The sequence below is a fragment of the Methylobacterium sp. C1 genome, from assembly GCF_001854385.1.
Taxonomy (GTDB): domain Bacteria; phylum Pseudomonadota; class Alphaproteobacteria; order Rhizobiales; family Beijerinckiaceae; genus Methylobacterium; species Methylobacterium radiotolerans.
Genome location: NZ_CP017640.1, coordinates 5,696,408 through 5,713,361, shown reverse-complemented (window position 1 = coordinate 5,713,361; position 16,954 = coordinate 5,696,408). Strand labels below are relative to the sequence as shown.

Annotated in this window: 15 protein-coding genes and 1 pseudogene; 6 read left to right on the top strand and 10 right to left on the bottom strand. The window is 68.6% G+C overall.

The window, feature by feature from the left end:
* Positions 1-141: 141 nt before the first annotated feature.
* From pcaF to BKE41_RS26270, 3 genes are read right to left on the bottom strand one after another with little or no spacing between them, the layout of a single operon-like run.
* On the bottom strand, positions 142-1,344 hold the full coding sequence (pcaF, locus tag BKE41_RS26280) for a 3-oxoadipyl-CoA thiolase (RefSeq protein ID WP_071000320.1): 1,203 nt from the start codon (positions 1,342-1,344) through the stop codon (positions 142-144).
* Between the two features lie 11 nt (positions 1,345-1,355).
* Complete coding sequence (locus tag BKE41_RS26275; RefSeq protein ID WP_071000319.1) at positions 1,356-2,042, bottom strand: 3-oxoacid CoA-transferase subunit B; 687 nt, start codon at positions 2,040-2,042, stop codon at positions 1,356-1,358.
* A complete protein-coding gene (locus BKE41_RS26270; protein ID WP_071000318.1) occupies positions 2,039-2,746 on the bottom strand; it encodes a 3-oxoacid CoA-transferase subunit A in 708 nt (235 codons plus the stop codon). The genes BKE41_RS26275 and BKE41_RS26270 overlap by 4 nt, the downstream gene beginning before the upstream one ends.
* A 125-nt stretch (positions 2,747-2,871) precedes the next feature.
* On the opposite strand from BKE41_RS26270, the gene BKE41_RS26265 reads away from it, so the two are divergent.
* Together BKE41_RS26265 and BKE41_RS26260 are read left to right on the top strand one after the other, a co-directional pair.
* Positions 2,872-3,627, top strand: coding sequence for an IclR family transcriptional regulator C-terminal domain-containing protein (locus BKE41_RS26265; RefSeq protein WP_071000317.1), 756 nt, complete (start codon positions 2,872-2,874; stop codon positions 3,625-3,627).
* An 869-nt stretch (positions 3,628-4,496) separates the two neighbouring features.
* Positions 4,497-5,450 (top strand): transporter, encoded by a 954-nt coding sequence (locus tag BKE41_RS26260; protein WP_083374431.1) that lies wholly within the window; start codon positions 4,497-4,499, stop codon positions 5,448-5,450.
* A 301-nt stretch (positions 5,451-5,751) separates the two neighbouring features.
* Here BKE41_RS26260 and BKE41_RS26255 read toward each other — a convergent pair whose 3' ends face one another.
* Positions 5,752-6,207 (bottom strand): carboxymuconolactone decarboxylase family protein, encoded by a 456-nt coding sequence (locus tag BKE41_RS26255; RefSeq protein ID WP_071000316.1) that lies wholly within the window; start codon positions 6,205-6,207, stop codon positions 5,752-5,754.
* Positions 6,208-6,230: 23 nt separating this feature from the next.
* The gene (locus tag BKE41_RS26250; RefSeq protein WP_071000767.1) at positions 6,231-6,638 is read right to left on the bottom strand and encodes a cupin domain-containing protein; all 408 of its coding nucleotides are present in this window, start codon (positions 6,636-6,638) and stop codon (positions 6,231-6,233) included.
* 87 nt (positions 6,639-6,725) lie between these two features.
* Here BKE41_RS26250 and BKE41_RS26245 point away from each other — a divergent pair, with 87 nt between their 5' ends.
* Positions 6,726-8,183, top strand: a complete 1,458-nt coding sequence (locus tag BKE41_RS26245) for a PLP-dependent aminotransferase family protein (protein WP_071000315.1) — start codon at positions 6,726-6,728, stop codon at positions 8,181-8,183.
* Between the two features lie 104 nt (positions 8,184-8,287).
* Here BKE41_RS26245 and BKE41_RS26240 read toward each other — a convergent pair whose 3' ends face one another.
* Positions 8,288-10,999 (bottom strand): glucosidase, encoded by a 2,712-nt coding sequence (locus tag BKE41_RS26240; RefSeq protein WP_071000314.1) that lies wholly within the window; start codon positions 10,997-10,999, stop codon positions 8,288-8,290.
* 11 nt (positions 11,000-11,010) lie between these two features.
* The gene (locus tag BKE41_RS26235; RefSeq protein ID WP_071000313.1) at positions 11,011-12,948 is read right to left on the bottom strand and encodes an amylo-alpha-1,6-glucosidase; all 1,938 of its coding nucleotides are present in this window, start codon (positions 12,946-12,948) and stop codon (positions 11,011-11,013) included.
* 362 nt (positions 12,949-13,310) lie between these two features.
* Between BKE41_RS26235 and BKE41_RS32505 the strand changes: the two genes are divergently transcribed.
* The gene (locus BKE41_RS32505) at positions 13,311-13,442 is read left to right on the top strand and encodes a hypothetical protein (RefSeq protein WP_280944443.1); all 132 of its coding nucleotides are present in this window, start codon (positions 13,311-13,313) and stop codon (positions 13,440-13,442) included.
* A 7-nt stretch (positions 13,443-13,449) separates the two neighbouring features.
* On the opposite strand, the gene BKE41_RS30580 is transcribed toward BKE41_RS32505, so the two are convergent.
* The 3 genes and pseudogenes from BKE41_RS30580 to msrB all read right to left on the bottom strand — a co-directional run bounded on the left by BKE41_RS30580 (position 13,450) and on the right by msrB (position 15,293).
* Positions 13,450-13,677 carry a zf-HC2 domain-containing protein gene (locus tag BKE41_RS30580; protein WP_083374502.1) on the bottom strand — a complete coding sequence of 76 codons (228 nt, stop codon included), beginning with the start codon at positions 13,675-13,677 and terminating at the stop codon, positions 13,450-13,452.
* 125 nt (positions 13,678-13,802) lie between these two features.
* Positions 13,803-14,348: pseudogene (locus BKE41_RS26230) on the bottom strand (sigma-70 family RNA polymerase sigma factor); the annotation flags it as partial.
* Between the two features lie 417 nt (positions 14,349-14,765).
* Positions 14,766-15,293: a peptide-methionine (R)-S-oxide reductase MsrB gene (gene msrB / locus BKE41_RS26225; protein WP_245295843.1), complete on the bottom strand. Its 528-nt coding sequence runs from the start codon at positions 15,291-15,293 to the stop codon at positions 14,766-14,768.
* A gap of 250 nt (positions 15,294-15,543) precedes the next feature.
* On the opposite strand from msrB, the gene BKE41_RS32630 reads away from it, so the two are divergent.
* Positions 15,544-16,020, top strand: coding sequence for a metalloregulator ArsR/SmtB family transcription factor (locus BKE41_RS32630; RefSeq protein WP_348628363.1), 477 nt, complete (start codon positions 15,544-15,546; stop codon positions 16,018-16,020).
* 198 nt (positions 16,021-16,218) lie between these two features.
* The gene (locus BKE41_RS31350) at positions 16,219-16,629 is read left to right on the top strand and encodes a hypothetical protein (RefSeq protein ID WP_159392787.1); all 411 of its coding nucleotides are present in this window, start codon (positions 16,219-16,221) and stop codon (positions 16,627-16,629) included.
* Positions 16,630-16,954: the final 325 nt, after the last annotated feature.

The window sequence follows — 16,954 nt, the reverse complement described above, 5'->3', positions numbered from 1 at the left end:
GGGGTCGTCGGGCACGTCGATCGACGCGCCCTCGATGGCGCAGATGATGGCCGGCGGGGACCCGAAGGCTTGGCGGCCGTCGCCGATGCCGTCCATCGAAATGCGGCGCGGATGGCCCTCCCCACCGCCCTGGGGAGCCCCTCAGACGCGTTCGAGCGCGATCGCGATGCCCTGCCCCACACCGATGCACATGGTCGACAGGGAGTAGCGACCGCCGGTCTCCAGCAGCTCGAGCGCGGCGGTGCCCGTGATCCGCGCGCCCGACATCCCGAGCGGATGGCCGAGCGCGATGGCGCCGCCGTTGCGGTTGACGCGCGCGTCGTCCCCGTCGATGCCGAGTTCGCGCAGGACGGCGAGCCCTTGCGAGGCGAAGGCCTCGTTGAGTTCGACGACGTCGAATCGTTCCTGCCCGAGGTCGAGCCTTGCCATCAGCCGGCGCGAGGCTGGTACGGGTCCCATCCCCATGATGCGGGGCGGGACGCCCGCTGTCGCACCGCCGAGGATGCGCGCGATCGGGGTAAGGTTGTGTTGCTTGGCTCCGGCCTCGGAGGCGACGATCAGGGCGGCGGCTCCGTCGTTCACGCCCGAGGCATTTCCCGCGGTGACCGTGCCGCCCTTCCGGAACGGGGTCGGCAATTTGGCCAGCGCCTCCACGGTCGTGGCTCGCGGATGCTCGTCCGTTTCGACGAGAACCGGATCGCCCTTGCGCCGCGGGACGGTGACGGGCGTGATCTCCCTCGCCAGCCGGCCGCTGGCCTGGGCGCCCGCGGCGTTGGCCTGCGAGCGGACCGCGAAGGCGTCCTGGTCCTCCCGGCCGATCCCGTAGGCCTCCGCGACGTTCTCGCCGGTTTCCGGCATCGAATCGACGCCGTATCGAGCCTGCATCAGCGGGTTGACGAAGCGCCAGCCGATGGTGGTGTCGTGGATCTCCGCCTTGCGGGAGAAGGCGGCATCGGCCTTCGGCAGGACGAAGGGCGCCCGGCTCATGCTTTCCACGCCGCCGGCGATGACGAGGTCCGCCTCGCCAGCCCTGATGGCCCGGGCCGCGGTGACGACCGCATCCATGCCCGAGCCGCACAGCCGGTTGATCGTCGTGCCGCTCACCGCCACCGGCAAACCCGCCAACAGGGCGGACATGCGGGCGACGTTGCGGTTGTCCTCGCCGGCTTGGTTGGCGCAGCCATAGATCACGTCGTCCACCGCCTCCCAGTCGAGCCGGGGATGCTTCGCCATGAGGGCCTTGAGCGGAACGGCGCCGAGATCGTCGGCCCGAACCGCTGCGAGCGACCCGCCGAACCGGCCGATCGGGGTTCGGACGTAGTCGCAGATGAAGGCTTCCGGCATTGTGGCTTCCCTCACAGTTCCGGTGCGACAAGGTCGGCCACGGCGCCGTCGAGGTGCAGCGGCGCGCCGGTGATCGACTGGAGACCGTCGAGGGACAGGCCCGGCAGCTTCTCGCGCAGCACGAAGCGTCCCTCCACGACGTCGACGACCGCATGGCTCGTATAGATGCGGGTGACGCAGGCGACGCCGGTGAGCGGGAAGCCGCATCGCTCGACGAGTTTCGGCTCGCCGGTCTTGGTGACGTGCTCCGTGATGACGAAGACCTGCTTGGCGCCATGCACCAGGTCCATGGCACCGCCGACGGCGGGGACCCCCTTGGCGCCGGCGCGCCAGTTGGCGAGGTCACCGCGCTGCGACACCTGGTAGGCGCCGAGGATGGCGACGTCGAGGTGACCGCCACGCACCATCGCGAAGCTGTCCGCGTGATGGAAGAACGCTGCGCCCGGCTTGAGCGTGACCGCCTTCTTGCCGGCGTTGATCAGGTCCCAGTCCTCCTGGCCCTCGGCGGGGGGTTCGCCGAAGTTCAGGATGCCGTTTTCCGTGTGGAAGACGGGCTCGCGGCCCGGAGGCCGGTAGCGGGCCACCATCTCCGGGAAACCGATGCCGAGGTTGACGTAGGCGCCGTCGGCGATGTCCTGCCCGGCCCGCCAGGCGATCTGGGCGTTGGACAGCTTGGCGTCGCGACCGATGCTCGTCATTGGTAGATCGCTCCTGCCCGGATGAGCTCTTCCTCTTGGCGGGGGTCCGGCACCTCGACGATCCGGTCGACGAAGATGCCCGGGGTCACGACGGCCTCCGGGTCGATCCCGCCGGCCGGGACGATCCTCGAGACTTGGACGACGGTCATCGCCGCGGCCATGCACATCAGCGGGCCGAAGTTGCGGGCCGCCTTCCTGAAGGCAAGGTTGCCGAGCGGATCGCCCACCTCGGCTTTCACGAGGGCGAAATCGGCCTTGAGCCAACGCTCCTGCACGTAGGGACGGCCATCGAACTCGGCGACGACCTTGCCCTCGGCGAGTTCGGTGCCGTAGCCGGTCGGCGTATAGAAGGCGGGGATGCCGGCCCCGCCGGCCCGGATGCGCTCGGCCAAGGTTCCCTGCGGTACCAGTTCCAACTCGATATCCCCAGCGAGGTAGCGCTCAGTGAAGGCCCGCGGATCGGACGAGCGCGGGAACGAGCAGATCATCTTCCTGACGATCCCGGCATCAATCATCGCGGCGATGCCGATGCGACCGCTTCCCGCATTGTTGTTGATGACCGTGAGGTTCTGGGGACGCCGATCGATCAGCGCGTGGATCAGCTCGATCGGTGCGCCGGCGCCTCCGAAGCCGCCGATCATGACCGTCGCGCCATCGCCGATGCCGGACACCGCGTCGTCGAGCGTCCTCGCCGTCTTGTCCATGGCCGAAGCGCCCCTTGTCCGCCCTATGTTCCCGGCGATGGACCGATAGGACCCAAGCGATTCGACAGCAATAGAAAAGTGCGGCATGTGAACTTTGTTCATATGCCGCACTTTTGGAGACGCCGATGAAGCAGACCGATTTCCTCGCTGGGTTTGCCAAGGGATTGAGGGTGATCGAGGCGTTCGACGCCGGCAGTCCCCGTCAGACGATCACGAGCATCGCCGCGTCGACCGGATTGGACCGCGCCGCCGCGCGCCGAAGCCTGTTGACCCTCGCGGAGCTCGGTTATGCACGGTACGATGGCAAATACTTCGAGCTGACACCCAGGGTGCTCCGTCTCGGCCATGCGTACTTGGTCGCGACGCCACTGCCGCGCCTAATACAGCCGCATCTCGACAGATTCTCGGAGGAGATTGGGCAGAGCGCCTCCGCCAGCGTGCTCGAGGGGGCGGAGATCGTCTACGTCGCGCGGGCCGCGCAGAAGCGCGTGATGTCGATCAACTTGGTGCCGGGCTCGCGCCTGCCGGCTTGGTGCGCGTCCATGGGGCGGGTGCTCCTCGCCGCGCTCCCGGAGCCCGAAGCCCACGCCGTACTCGAGGGTTCCGCCTTGCGGGCGCACACGCCCCTGACCAAGGCGTCGGTCGAAAGCCTGCACATCGAGCTCGCGCGGGTGCGCGAACAAGGTTACTCGCTCGTCGATCAGGAGCTCGAGCTCGGACTTTGCTCGATCGCGGTGCCCTTGACCGATCGCCGCGGACGCGTGGTGGCGGCCTTGAACGTCGGGGCCCCGGCCCCGCAGGTCGCCGCGACCGAGATGGTTGCCCTCTACCTCCCGGGCCTGCAACGAATCCAGCAGGAGATCCGCGGAGTGCTTGTTTGAGGATCGATCGGCCGCCTCGGCGCCTGATGATCGGCGGAGGCCGCGACGTCGGCCGGCCGAGCGCCGATCTGGGGAAACGGCATCCAACCTTCGATCCCCGGTAGGCACGGTCGGGAGCGTGGCCTCCCTCGCAAGGCGCCCTCGCGGCCGGGGGCGCGTGTCCGCGACCCTCGGATATCGGGACCGCCGCCGCGTCGCGGCGTTTCCCGACGGGCTCGCGTGCAACCATGCTTCGGCGGTGGCCCTCAGCGACCCATCGCCATCCGGAGCCGGTTGGCCGGCTTCCTGTCACCCCTCAAGCGACACCGGTTTCGGCATCCCGGCCATCGTGGCCCCGAGCCAACGGCGATCCCTCCGCGCAGCAACGCTCCCGGACGGCGACTACGCGACGACCGATGCAGCGGCCGATCCCGGGCGCCCCCACGATCGGAAACGGCTTCGATGCCGATGGCAGAGCGGCCGTCGACCGCAAGGACGATCGACGGATCGGAAGATCCGACACCGGAAGATCACGGATCCAAGCTCCCATTGCGGGAAGATATCTCATGCCTAATGGCTCATCGAGCGCTATATCTCTGCAAATCTTTGCTCGATAGGCACTCCATAATCAACGCCCGTTCTCAATGATATATGCTCGCAATTCGAGACCATAATCGGCATATCTCCTCTTTATGCAGTCTATCATCCTGTTTTATCAACACATTACTGATATTGATACGTGGTATTTGAATTATCGATTAGACGGCTCTGCGCTGGCTTCATAGCTTACTTGCAAAAATCGAATAGCGGCGGACCGAGTAGGTCATCGCGGGATTTCTCGAGTTGTGGTGGCAGCAACCCGTGATCGCGGGCGAGGGGGAGAAATTGTCATGAAGAATGATCCTTTTATTCAACGCGATATCCTTAGATATCAATATTTGGCCGTCGCAGCATCATTGGGTATTCTTGCGTTTACGAATACGGCGTCCGGAACCGAGAACGGCAATACATATTGGCCACTCGGTGTTCAGACGATCGTTCCCGGCGCCCTGCCACCACCCGGCCAGACCGAATACTACGATTATTTTCTGTACTACCACGCGGGCAGCCTCAAGGGCGCGAATGGCGAGAGGCTGCCGGTATCGTTCGACCTGAACGTGGTCGCGAACGCCAGTCGTGCCGTCCATACCTGGAAGACGGACACCGGCCCGTGGAACTTCTCGTCGGGTCTCGTGATCGTGGGGAACCACGTCGACGCACGGGTTGGCAGTCAGCGAGATTCGCAGAACACGCTCAATTACGCCTACGTCACGCCACTCTACATCACATACAACACCGAGAATCTGCATCTGATGGCGGGGCCTGGCGTGTTCCTGCCGACCGTCAGCGCGGGATACAACCCCAATTCCGTAGCGAACGGCGGCCTCAACTACGTGAGTTTCAACCAAGAACTCGCCATCACCTACTTCCCGACGCCGCGCCTCGAGCTGAGTGCCCAGACCGTATTCACCGTCAACGGCAAGAACGGTGCGACCGGCTACCGCTCCGGCAGCATCTTCAATATCGACCTTGCCGCGAACTATGCTCCGTTCGAGTCGATACCGAATTTCTTCATCGGAGCCACCGGCTTCATCACGCGACAGCTGAGCAAGGATACGATCAATGGTATCGTCTATAACGATGGAAACTACCTGGAGAAGAACGCCGCCGGCGTGCAGATGATCTACTACTTTTCGAAAGCGGAAGCGATCGCTTTCAAGTATCAACGCGAGTTCGCCGTGCGGAACGGCCCGGAGGGTGATCGCTACTGGGTCCAGTTCGCGGTCCCCCTCCCCGCGTTCTAACGTTGGTGCTGGGGAACGGCTCGGGAAGGGTGCCGCGATCGCACGGGGACGTGGCTTGGCGGAGCGGACGATGGCCCGGTTCCGCGACGACGTTCCGGCCTTTCCGGCACAGACCGACCGCGACGATTGCCTGTGCCGGCCCTTGACGGACATCCAGAATCCCGCGCCGGGGCGTCCGCGTCGATCCCTGCAGCGCCTTGGCACGACGGATCATGGGCCGCCGCAGTTCGACGCCGGGGCCATCCGCCGCGTTCGCTTTTCGCGGGGGCGGCCGCCGGCGTCGGTGAGAGCGACGCGATCCCTAACGCTTGTGCACGGCCTGCGGCATGCTACGAAAACTTATGGCCACTCGGTTGTAGGCGTTCATCAGGCCCACCGCGATGGTCAGATCGGTGAGTTCGCGCTCGTTGAAAGCTTGTCGGGCCGCTCGATAGTCGGCATCGGGCACCCCGGTTTCGGCGACGCGGGTCACCGTCTCGGCCCAAGCGAGTGCGGCGCGTTCCCGCGCATCGAACAGGTCGCCGGCCTCCGCCCATGCCTGCACCAACGCCAGCTTCTCGATGCCGACGCCCTTGTCGACGAGGCTGCGGGTGTGCATGTCGAGGCAGAAGGCGCAGTTGTTGATCTGCGATACCCGCAGGTAGACCAGTTCGACCAGCAGCGGCGGCAACCCGCTCCGCGCGATGTAGCCGTACACGCTCCCGAGCGCCTTGGCGCCGTCGGGCGCGACCGCGGAGTAGTCGATGCGCTGGCTCATTGTTCGGGCTCCGGTTCGTACGGTCACTGCTGTTCGGGCGTGACCAAAACCTTGTCGTCGGTGTCGACCACGAACACGGCGAGCAGCCGCGCAGGCTCGGTGGAGCTCGCGTTGCGGCTGACGAGGTGTCGGGAACCGGGGTCCTCGTAGAAGCTGTCCCCGGCTCGGTAGACCCGCCTGGGGCCCTCATCGACCTGCGACACGATGGCTCCGGACACGACGTAAGCGAAGATGAAAGCCGATCTCGCGTGGCGGTGGGGAGGCGATGCGGCACCGGGTGGATAGTCGACCGTCACGGCGATCAGTGACTTGCCGGGGACATTCGGCAGCTCGCGATGGAAGGCCGGGGTGGCCTTCTCCACCAGATCGCGAGCGGCCACCGGACTCGCCGCGACCAGGGCAACGGCTAAGGTCAGGACTGACGGTCTCATCGCAAACTTCTCCTGTGCCCGCACAGTGGCTCGCGCGTGGGCTTCGATAAAGTACCAAAAACCGCCGTTGATCGTGTACCACAGGGCATGGAACAGCCGCTGCACCTGGAGATCGACCGCGCCGCCAAGACATCCCTGGCCGAGCAGATCCGGACGGGTATCGAGGCCGCCATCGAGAGCGGGATCCTCGTCCCGGGCGCCCGCCTGCCGTCATGGCTCGACCTCGCGGCACAGCTTGGCGTCGCGCGGGGCACGGTGCGTGTGGCCTACGAAAAGCTCGCAGCCGCGCAATTCGTCGTGGCATCGCGCACTGCGGGTACGCGCGTTGCCGACCGCCCGCATATGGCAAGGCCGCCGGGGCAACCCTCCGATGCCGGTCCCTTCATGGAAACCTACCGGGAGATGACCGCGGGGCCGGCGGTCTTCCAGATGGGCGTGCCGGGCCCCGACACCTTTCCGGCCACCCTGTTCGCCCGCATCCGCGCCCAGGCCGTACGGGCCGAGGCGAGCGCCCCCGCCCTGTACCCGGACCCACGCGGCGAGCCGGAACTGCGGCGGGAGATCGCCGCTTACCTCGCCCTGGCGCGGGGCGTCGCATGCTCGGCGGACCAGGTCCTGGTGACCGCCGGCTTCGCGGGTGGCCTCGGCTTGACCCTGCGCGCCCTCCGCCTGGAGGGACGCGGGGCGTGGGTGGAGGATCCCGGCTTCCCGTTCACCCGGCATGGGCTTCGCCTCGCGGGGCTGACCCTCGTTCCGGTGCCCGTCGACGCCGACGGCATCGATGTCGACCGGGGTCGACGCTTCGCTCCGGACGCGGCGTTGGCGGTCGTGACGCCCGGGCAGCAGGCACCGCTAGGCGTCACGCTATCGCTCGGCCGCCGCCTCGGCCTGCTCGATTGGGCCAACGCGGCGGGAGCGTGGGTCATCGAGGACGATTACCTCGGCGAATTGCAACTGGGGGGACGGGCCGCCCCGGCCCTGGCCTCGCTCGACCGCGCGGGACGCGTCATCCACATCGGTTCGTTCAGCAAGACGCTCAGTCCGGCGCTGCGCCTCGGCTTCGTCGTCGTTCCGGCCGCGCTGGTCCCGCGTTTCGCCGAGGTCGCGGCCTGCCTGGCGCCGGCGCCGGGGCCGTCGCTGCAGACGGCGGTCGCCGCATTCATGCGCGAAGGGCACTACATGCGCCACCTGCGGCGGACCAAGCGCGTCTACTCGGCGCGGCGCGACGGACTGTTGGCGGCGCTTCGGCCCCAAGTCGGCGAGGTGTCGACCGCCGGCTTGGCCGCCCTGGTACCGCTGGCGCGGGATGCACCGGATCCCGCCCTCGCCAAGCAGGCGTCAGCGTTCGGCCTGGCGCCGATGCCATTATCCCCGTGGTACGCCGCGCCCGACATGGGCCGGCCGGGTCTGTTGCTCGGCATAGCGACCGCCCCGCGACGGAATCTCGTCGAGGCGTGCGAGCGTCTCGGCGCGATCATGAGCCGCTTCCGCTCGGAAACCGGGTTCGCGGCCTTGTGGGATACAGGCGCGGCGCCGGACGGATGATAGCTTCCGGGCGCTTCCCGCCGCGCGCCTCGGCCAACCGGGCGGGGCTCGGCGGCTTCCTGGGGAGGACGCGACGTCCCCGAACCGAACCGCCGGTTCGGCCGTCAGGACGGGATGGCGCGGGTCGCCGGCAGGGCGGCGAGGCGACCGGGTCTGAGTAGGAGCGCGACCAGACCCGTCCAGCCCGTCTGATGCATCGCCCCGAGCCCGGCGCCGGTATCGCCGTCGAAGTATTCGTGGAACGGGATGCAGTCGCGCACGTGCGGATCGTCGGCGAGGGTGCCGTAGGAGCGGAGCACCGGCCGGCGGCCGTCAGGACCGAGCAGGAACGGGCGGCACAGGCGCCTGCTCAATTCGTCGGCAATCTCGGGCAGGCTGAGGTAGCGACCGGATCCGGTCGGGCACTCGAAGCGGATATCGTCCCCGTAGAACGTCCCGAAGCGGTCGAGCGCCTCGATCAGGAGGATGTTGATCGGCATCCAGACCGGTCCACGCCAGTTCGAGTTGCCGCCGAACGTGGCCGTCGTCGACTCGGCCGGCTCGTAATCCACGGCGTAGCGTGCGCCGTCCCAATCGAGGGCGAAGGGGTGCGCGGCATGCGCCTTCGACAGGGAGCGGACACCGTGGTCGGACAGCAACTCGGTCTCGTCGAGCATGCGTGCCAGCAGTGCCTTCATGCGATGCCGGCGCAGCAGCGACAGCAACATCCTGTCGCCGTCCGGGCCTGGGAGCGGGCCCTCGCCCGCGCCCTGGCTCCAGTGCGAGACCAGGGCGGCGAGGTCCGGCCGGTTGCGCAGCATCCACTCGGTCCGGCGCGCGAAGCCGGGAAAGCGGTCGCGCAGCGCGATGTCGAGCACCTCGACGGCGCACAGGGGGATCAGCCCCACGAGCGAGCGCACGCGCAGCGGCAACGTCCGGCCATCGGGTAGGTTCAGGACATCGTAGAAGAACTGATCCGCCTCGTCCCAGAGCCCGACCCCGCTGCCGCCGATGTCGGTCATCGCCTCGGCGATGTAGAGGAAGTGCTCGAAGAACTTGGTCGCGATGTCCTCGTAGACCGGATCCTCGGCGGCCAGCTCGAGGGCGATCCGCATGAGGTTGAGCGTGTACATCGCCATCCAGGCGGTCCCGTCGGCCTGGTCGATGGTGCCGCCGGTCGGCAGCGGCGCCGACCGATCGAAGATGCCGATGTTGTCGAGCCCGAGGAAGCCGCCCTGGAAGACGTTGCGGCCGTCCGCGTCCTTGCGGTTCACCCACCAGGTGAAGTTCAGCATCAGCTTGTGGAACACCCGCTCCAGGAAGGTCCGGTCGGGACGCCCCGTGAGGGCGGCGTCCATCTGGTAGACGCGCAGGGCCGCCCAGGCGTGCACCGGCGGGTTGACGTCGCCGAAGGCCCACTCGTAGGCCGGCAACTGCCCGTTGGGATGCATGTACCACTCGCGCGTCAGCAGCACGAGCTGACCCTTGGCGAATTCGGGGTCGATCAGCGCGAAGGTCACGCAGTGGAAGGCGAGGTCCCAGGCCGCATACCATGGGTATTCCCAGGTGTCGGGCATCGAGACGATGTCGGCGTTGTTGAGGTGCATCCAGTCGTGGTCGCGCCCGTTCCGACGCTCCGGCGGGGGCGCCGGCTGCGTCGGGTCGCCCATCAGCCACCGGCGCACGTCGAAATGGTAAAACTGCTTCGACCAGAGCATGCCGGCGAGCGCCTGGCGCTGGACGAGGCGCGCGTCGGGATCCGCCATGTCGCTCTGCAGCGCGGCGTAGAAGGCGTCCGCCTCCGCGATCCGGCGCGCGAACACCGCCTCGAAACCCGCCTCATCGAGGCCCGGCGCATCAGCCGGGCTCAACCGGTAGCGCAGGACGATCGTCTGACCGGGCGCGAGCCTGTGCTGGCTGAGCGCCGCGCATTTGGTGCCCTCGTGCAGCGGGTTCACGCGGTGCCGGGTTCCCGCCACCACGTCGTCGTTGATCGCGTCCTTGGGGTGGTACGATCCGCTCGCACCGAAGAGCCGCGAGGCGTTGGTCTCGTTCTCGCAGAACAGGAACTCGGCCGGCTGCAGGGCCGTAAAGAGCCGCCGAGGACCCGCCGGCCGGGTCGCCTCCACCGACGGGCCCTCGACCAGGCGTAGGAGCGGCCGTTTCGGATCGGCGCGCCACGACCACGTGTTGCGCGACCAGAGGTGGGGCAGGACATGGACCTCGGCCGCTTCCGGGCCGCGATTGACCACCGAGACCCGCATCAGCACGTCCTCGGGGGCCGCCTTGGCATACTCGACGGTGACGTCGAAGCAGCGGTTCTCCGCCAGCGCGCCGGTGTCGGCGAGCTCGTATTCGGGCATGCTGCGGCCCTTGCGCCGCCCGTTCTCGGCCACGAGGTCGGCGTAGGGAAACGCTGCCTGCGGGTACCTGTAGAGCATCCGCATGTACGCGTGCGTCGGCGTGCCGTCGAGGAACCAGTAGAGTTCCTTCACGTCCTCGCCGTGGTTGCCTTCCGCGTTGGTCAGGCCGAACATCCGCTCCTTGAGGATGGGATCGCGCCCGTTCCAGAGGGCCAGCGCGAGGCACCAGAGCTGCTTGTCGTCGCTGAACCCGGCAATGCCGTCCTCGCCCCAGCGGTACGCCCGCGAGCGCGCGTGGTCGTGGGGCAGGTAGTCCCAGGCGGTGCCGTCCCGGCTGTAATCCTCGCGGACCGTGCCCCATTGCCGCTCGGCGAGATACGGCCCCCAACGGTGCCAGCCCTCCGCGGCACAGGCCCGAAGTCGGCGCCCTTCCTCGGTTTCGAGCAGGGGGGATGGGATCCGGTCCTCGGCCATCGCGGTCTCCCTCAGAACGCTTCGAGGCCGAGCATTCGGCGGATGCGGACGTACTCGCCGAGCGACCAAGCCTGGAAGGGGCAGCCGCCGGGCCTGTGGGGTGCGTCGCCGTCGGCGACCTCGCTGACGTGGCCGAGGCCGGCCTCGCCGAGGTGCTGCTCCAACGGCGGCAGGAAGCGAGCCCGGCCCTCGGCCAAGGCCGCCTCGCTGCGACCGCGGACGGAGAGCCACGCGTCGACGAAGGGGCCGAGCAGCCACGGCCAGACTGTGCCCTGGTGGTACGCCCCGTCCCGCGCCCGCGCATCGCCCCCGTAGCGGCCGACATAGGCGGGATCGTCCGGCGACAGGCTGCGCAGTCCGAGCGGGGTCAGGAGCCTGGCCGCGACCGCATCGACGACGGACCTCGCGTCGTCCCCGGTCAGCAGCGGAAACGGGAGGCCACCGACGGCGAAGATCTGGTTCGGGCGCAGCGCCGCATCGTGCGTGCCGGGAACGTGGTCGACGTCGACGACGTCGAACAGGCCGCCGGCCGGGTTGGGAAACCGCCGCGCGAAGCTCGCCCGCGCCGTCGACTCCATCGCGGCGAACCGCGGCTCCCAGCGCGCCGCCGCGATGTGGAGAGCGTTGACCCAGAGGGCCTGGATCTCGACCGGCTTGCCGACCCGGGGCGTCACGACCCAGTCGCCGACCTTGGCGTCCATCCACGTGAGCTGCGTCCCGGGCTGGCCGGCAGCGATCAGGCCGTCCGCATCGGCCCGGATGCCGAAGCGGGTGCCGGACGCGTAGCCGTCGAGTATCGCCAGGCAGGCTTCCCGGAGCGCCGGCTCGGATCCGGCGCCGCGCCCGGCCGCGCCCGAGGCTTCCAGGAAGTCGTGCACGGCGACCACGTACCAGAGCGAGGCGTCCGCGGAATTGTATTCCGGCTGCTCGCCGGAGTCGGGGAAGCGGTTGGGCATCATGCCGGCGCTCACCGCACCGGCCCAGGCGGTCAGGATGGCCTCGGCGGCGGCGAGTTCGCCGGTCGCCAGCAGCAGGCCGCGCAGGGCGACGAAGGTGTCGCGGCCCCAATCCGTGAACCAGGGAAAGCCGGCCACCATGGTGCTGCCCCGGCCGCGATCGACCCGGTAGCTCCCGGCGCTCCGGCGGAGGTCCGGACCTGCCCGCGCCGCGAGCGCGGCGGCGACCATCCGGTCCGCCAGGGCGCGGACCCGGACCGGCGCGCTTTCGCCCGCGCGCAGCAGCATGAGTCCCGGCCCGGATTGCCCAAGGTCGAAGCGGAAGCTGCCGGGCGCGGCGAGATCCTCGACGCAGTCGAGCCCGCGGTCTCGCTCCGCGGCGTAGAGGAACTCGCGGTACCAATCCGGTTCGTGGCGATAGAGGCCTGTGGTCAGGGCGGATATGGCCGGTCGATCTCGGTAGGGACGCCACGTGACGCAGGCTCCGACCTCTGTGCCGCCGATCCGCGGCGTGAAGTCGAAGGCCGGGTTCGCCGATTGCAGGCCGTGATAGTCCCGTCCCGAGAGCAGCGGGACGACGACGAGCGTGCAGGGACCGCTCCCCGAGATCCGCCGCCATCGCAACAGCGTGTCGCAGGAATCTGCATCGACCAGGATCTCCTGGACGATCTGCGTCCCGTCCGGCATCCGGAACGTCCAGGACGGCCACGGATCGTGCGTGAATGCGACGATCCGTTCGAAGCCACGCGGATGGACGACGTCCGGCAGGTAGCGTTGGGTGGACAGGTCGAACCGTCCGGCGGCCGTCTCGACCCAAGCCTCGATACCGTTGATGAGCACCGCTCGCCCGGTCGGCGGATGGGCCGCCGTGAGCAGGAGCGCGTGGTAGCGCCGCGTCCTGACGCCCGCCGCCGTGCCCGATGCGAAGCCGCCGAGCCCGTCGGCCTCCAGCCACTCGCACGCCTCGCCCGGCAATGGCACCGCTTCAGGCATCCCGCTGTCCCGCTCCGTCCCCACGCCACCCGGCGTGCGCAGCCACACACCGATCCGGTCTCCTGCCGGCACTGAGGATCATGGCGCGATCGTCGCGCCGAGGAGAAGTCCGATGTTCGATCCCGCCCGAGCTCTTCCTCCGATCGTCGGCGCCCTCGTGGCCTTTCTCAGCCTGATGATCGTCGCCTTCGCCTGAATGCCCCCCGCTCGAACGTTCACGAGGACCGAGACCACGACCAGGGCCGCTATCGCTGCCGTCGCTCTCACCGGCCTGGTCGGGGTCCCGGCCCACTCCGCGCCGATCGATCCCATGCCGGGGCGTCGGTCCGGCGCGGACGATGCCACGGGCGCTGTTCCGCCACATGACGACCAACGGTACCACCAAGCCGGCGGGCCCGGCCCCCGACGGACGCGGCGGGACCACCGCCGCGCTCGACCTGAAGAGCCGTGACCTGCACGCCCTGATTGCGACCTCAATCTGCACCGGCTGCTGACGGAGCCTCATCGCGAGGCGGCCCGCACCGCCGCCACGATTGCGTCCTCGCAGGCGGGATCAAGGGGCGGAGGAGAAAGCCGACCGAGGGTGTCCCGAGTGTGTGCGATCTGTTCCACGAAACGACGGCAGTCCCCGCAGATCGCGAGATGGAGGCGGATCCGCCATCGCATCCGTCCGGGCACCTCCGCGTCGACGAATCCGCCCGCCTGCCCCGCCGCTTCCCGACACCGCATCCGGTCCTCCCCGTCGACAGGGTACCCAACCCCCGCACCGTGTCGCGGGTCATCGTCTCGAACACCCGTCGTATCTTCTGCCTCGCCCGGTCGAGCAGCGCGCGCTGACGGGCCTCGCCGAGGCCGAGCAGGTCCCCCGCCTCGCCCGGGCCGAAGCCCTCGACGTCGCGAAGCCGGAACACGGCGGCCTCGTCCGGCGATAGGTCGGCGATGGCCACCTCGACCGCGTGCCAGCCTTGGCGACCGGCAAGCCGGCGCTCGAGGTCGATCTCGCTCCAATGCCAGGGAGCCTCGCGCCAATGACCGTCCGCGAGGAAGGCGTCGGAGGCGAAAACGGATTCCGCACCGTCCGGCTCCGGGCGACCCAGTTCGTTGAAGGGTGCCGTTCGCCTGGCCTGGATCGACGCCTTTCGCGCGATGTTCAGGACGATGCCGGTCAGCCAAGTGCGCAGGGACGAGCGCGGCTCGAAACCCGCGATGTTGCGCATCACCGCGATCCAAGCCTCCTGCACCGCTTCCTCCGCCGCGTCCGGCCGAAGGCGCGCGCCGCGGGCGACCCCCACGAGGCGCGCGTGATGGCGCCGCACGAGGATCCGGAAGGCGGCTTCCTCGCCGAGCCGCAGGCGAGGCAGCAGCGCGTCGTCGCTCGGTTCCAGGGCGGCCGGCGGCATCGGATCAGCCAGGTCCGACAGGGGCAGCCCCGGTGCCGACCCCACGCTCGACGCGGGTCCGACCGTGGGCCCCGTGCGGCGCGGCGGCGACGGCAGGGCCTACGCATCACGTCCCTTCGCGCCGACGCACGCATCCACGACGCTCCCAACGATCCTCGGGGTAGGCTCCGCGCCCGGTCGGCCGAAGGCGCGGGGTCGGACACGTCCTTCGCGGGACCGAATCCCGGAGGTCCGATCGACGATCGACCCGGCGAATGGACCGGTGGCGTCGCCGTCCCGTCACGGCACCTCGCATATCGGCCTCGACGCCGGTACCGCGATCGCGGCCGTGCGGAGCACCGCCGACCGTCGCGCGGCACCGGACGGTCCTTCCATCCGGTGCCGGGGCAGGGACGAGGGCCGCGCCGATGGAAGCGCTCATGCCGCCATGGGCGTGAAGCCCAACGCCACACCGTTCATGCAATACCGCAAGCCGGTCGGCTGCGGACCGTCCGCGAAGACATGCCCCAGATGGCCGCCGCAGCGACAGCACGAGACGGCGGTCCGCAGCACGCCGAAGGAGCGGTCGTCGTCCTCGACCACGGCGCCGTCGAGCGCCGCCCAGAAGCTCGGCCAACCGGTGCCACTGTCGTACTTGGCCACGGACGAGAAGGTCGCGAGGTCGCAGCCCGCGCAGGTGAACACACCCCGGCGATGCTCGTCGAGCAGCGCGCTCGTGTAGGGTCGCTCGGTGCCGCTGCGGCGCAAGACCTCGTACTGTCCCGCAGAGAGGCGCCGGCGCCATTCGGCATCGCCCCGATCCCCTTCGAAGATCCGGGCCGTACCCGGTCTGGCCGTCCCCAAGCCGGCCGCCAGTGCCGCAGCGCCTCCGCAGAGACCGGTCGTTACGAGAAAGCGCCTGTTGACCATGGCCGTCTCCGTAGTGGTGTCGAAACGCGTTTCCATCGGCCGGTCACGGGCAATCGGATACGACGCGCGCTCGATCCGGCACCCTCGAGGTTCGTCGGGCGGCGGGCGGGGTTACGCCCGAACCCCTGGCTGCGAGACGATGTGGCCGGTCAGCGTGCCGAGGTCCTGGCTCGCCGTGGGACAACGTCCGCCGCTAAACCTCTTCCGTCGTGCGTCGCGTTCGCACGTTCGCGGGAAGGGCTTCACGAGGTCACCCTGCGCCACGCGATCGCGCAGCGACGCGTTCATGGCACCGATGGAAGACACGGGCTTCGCGCCCGGCACCGGTGCCGCCGACCGCACCCTTGCGGACGATCAAGCTCCTGACGAGCCGGCCATCTCCCGGATCCCGATCGTTGCAGGTATCCGCGAACGACTCCGGCTTGACACCGTGGACGCCCGTGGTCGAACCCAGGATATGGACGTCGGTACAGCCGCTAGCATTCTCGAAGCACTGGGGAACCCAACCCGGCTGCGCATCCTGATCGAGCTCAGGAGCGCCGGGGATGCCGGACTGTCGGTCGGTGCCCTTCAGGAGCGGCTTGGGATCGATGCAAAGTCCACGCTGTCGAACCACCTCAGGCAGCTCGTCGATGTCGGGCTGGTCACTCAGGAGAGACGCTCCACGACATTGCTGTGCCGAGCGCCGCTCGATCCCATGACCACGCTATTGGAGTTCCTGACCCATGATGCGTTGCGGCTAGGTGAGCGACGGCGCCCGTAGGCGTCGGTCGACCATGTCGCGGCGGCGATTGCGCCGCCGACCGAATGGCCGGTCCGACGGTCGGCACCAAGGTTGGAATGACCCCAGCGGCCGCCTCGCGTCGAGAAGTTTGGGACCCGAGGTAGCATCATCCACCACCGAGCCCAAGATGGCGGAAAGGTAGTTCGCTTACTCGGAACGCGCTGCGATGACGGACCTATGGCGCCGTCGAGAGATGAACATGATCCGGGGTCCGCAGCGCTCGCGGCCACCGCCTATCCGATGTTCGTCTGCACGGCAGTGGCTCCGCTCGGCCCGGTGGCCCTGGTCGCCGGCGCCGCCGCTGGCTCAATCGCCTTCGTGCCCGACAACCGGTTGTGGGCCGGCGAGCAGACGAAAATCGAGCATCGCCGGACCAGGCCGCTGCGCGTGGACGAGCGGTCAATCGAGCGGATGAACCGCATCATTGAGAGCCGCACCCGATCGCGTTGCAACGGGCTGGACAATGGGCAGCCTCTGTCCGGTTCGGCGCGACGGACCCCTTCTCCCGCACGGGAGCGGGGACCCGCGCCCGCCTCGGCAAGGACGCGGCCGACGGTCCCGTTGCAACGCGATCGGGAGCAGCTCTGACGCTGAGGTCATGCGCCATCATCACTTGAGCCATGATGGACTTCGGCAATACGTGCGGCTACTCGTGGGTGCCTCCAACTACGGCCGCCGGCTCCACGCCCTTCATGGCCTTAAGTCCTATGAGCTGGTCTGCCAACATTAGGTGGGAGCGCCGAAATGTTTCAGGCTCGACGCGTCACACCGCCTGCTGGAACCATGCGTCGAGGCCAGAAACTGCCACCGTATCGTCGGCCTGATGGCCGCGGCATGTCGGCTTGACCATGCGTCCGATCCCACCAGGGGCGCACTTCCGAAGGAGCGCAAACGTAGATTTTCCTTAAACGGT

Bases quoted from the DNA above. Each gene is read 5' to 3' on its own strand.
- pcaF (WP_071000320.1), bottom strand. From the start codon at position 1,344: ATGCCGGAAGCCTTCATCTGCGACTACGTCCGAACCCCGATCGGCCGG.
- BKE41_RS26275 (WP_071000319.1), bottom strand. From the start codon at position 2,042: ATGACGAGCATCGGTCGCGACGCCAAGCTGTCCAACGCCCAGATCGCC.
- BKE41_RS26270 (WP_071000318.1), bottom strand. From the start codon at position 2,746: ATGGACAAGACGGCGAGGACGCTCGACGACGCGGTGTCCGGCATCGGC.
- BKE41_RS26265 (WP_071000317.1), top strand. From the start codon at position 2,872: ATGAAGCAGACCGATTTCCTCGCTGGGTTTGCCAAGGGATTGAGGGTG.
- BKE41_RS26260 (WP_083374431.1), top strand. From the start codon at position 4,497: ATGAAGAATGATCCTTTTATTCAACGCGATATCCTTAGATATCAATAT.
- BKE41_RS26255 (WP_071000316.1), bottom strand. From the start codon at position 6,207: ATGAGCCAGCGCATCGACTACTCCGCGGTCGCGCCCGACGGCGCCAAG.
- BKE41_RS26250 (WP_071000767.1), bottom strand. From the start codon at position 6,638: ATGAGACCGTCAGTCCTGACCTTAGCCGTTGCCCTGGTCGCGGCGAGT.
- BKE41_RS26245 (WP_071000315.1), top strand. From the start codon at position 6,726: ATGGAACAGCCGCTGCACCTGGAGATCGACCGCGCCGCCAAGACATCC.
- BKE41_RS26240 (WP_071000314.1), bottom strand. From the start codon at position 10,999: ATGGCCGAGGACCGGATCCCATCCCCCCTGCTCGAAACCGAGGAAGGG.
- BKE41_RS26235 (WP_071000313.1), bottom strand. From the start codon at position 12,948: ATGCCTGAAGCGGTGCCATTGCCGGGCGAGGCGTGCGAGTGGCTGGAG.
- BKE41_RS32505 (WP_280944443.1), top strand. From the start codon at position 13,311: ATGACGACCAACGGTACCACCAAGCCGGCGGGCCCGGCCCCCGACGGA.
- BKE41_RS30580 (WP_083374502.1), bottom strand. From the start codon at position 13,677: ATGCGGTGTCGGGAAGCGGCGGGGCAGGCGGGCGGATTCGTCGACGCG.
- msrB (WP_245295843.1), bottom strand. From the start codon at position 15,293: ATGGAAACGCGTTTCGACACCACTACGGAGACGGCCATGGTCAACAGG.
- BKE41_RS32630 (WP_348628363.1), top strand. From the start codon at position 15,544: ATGGCACCGATGGAAGACACGGGCTTCGCGCCCGGCACCGGTGCCGCC.
- BKE41_RS31350 (WP_159392787.1), top strand. From the start codon at position 16,219: ATGGCGCCGTCGAGAGATGAACATGATCCGGGGTCCGCAGCGCTCGCG.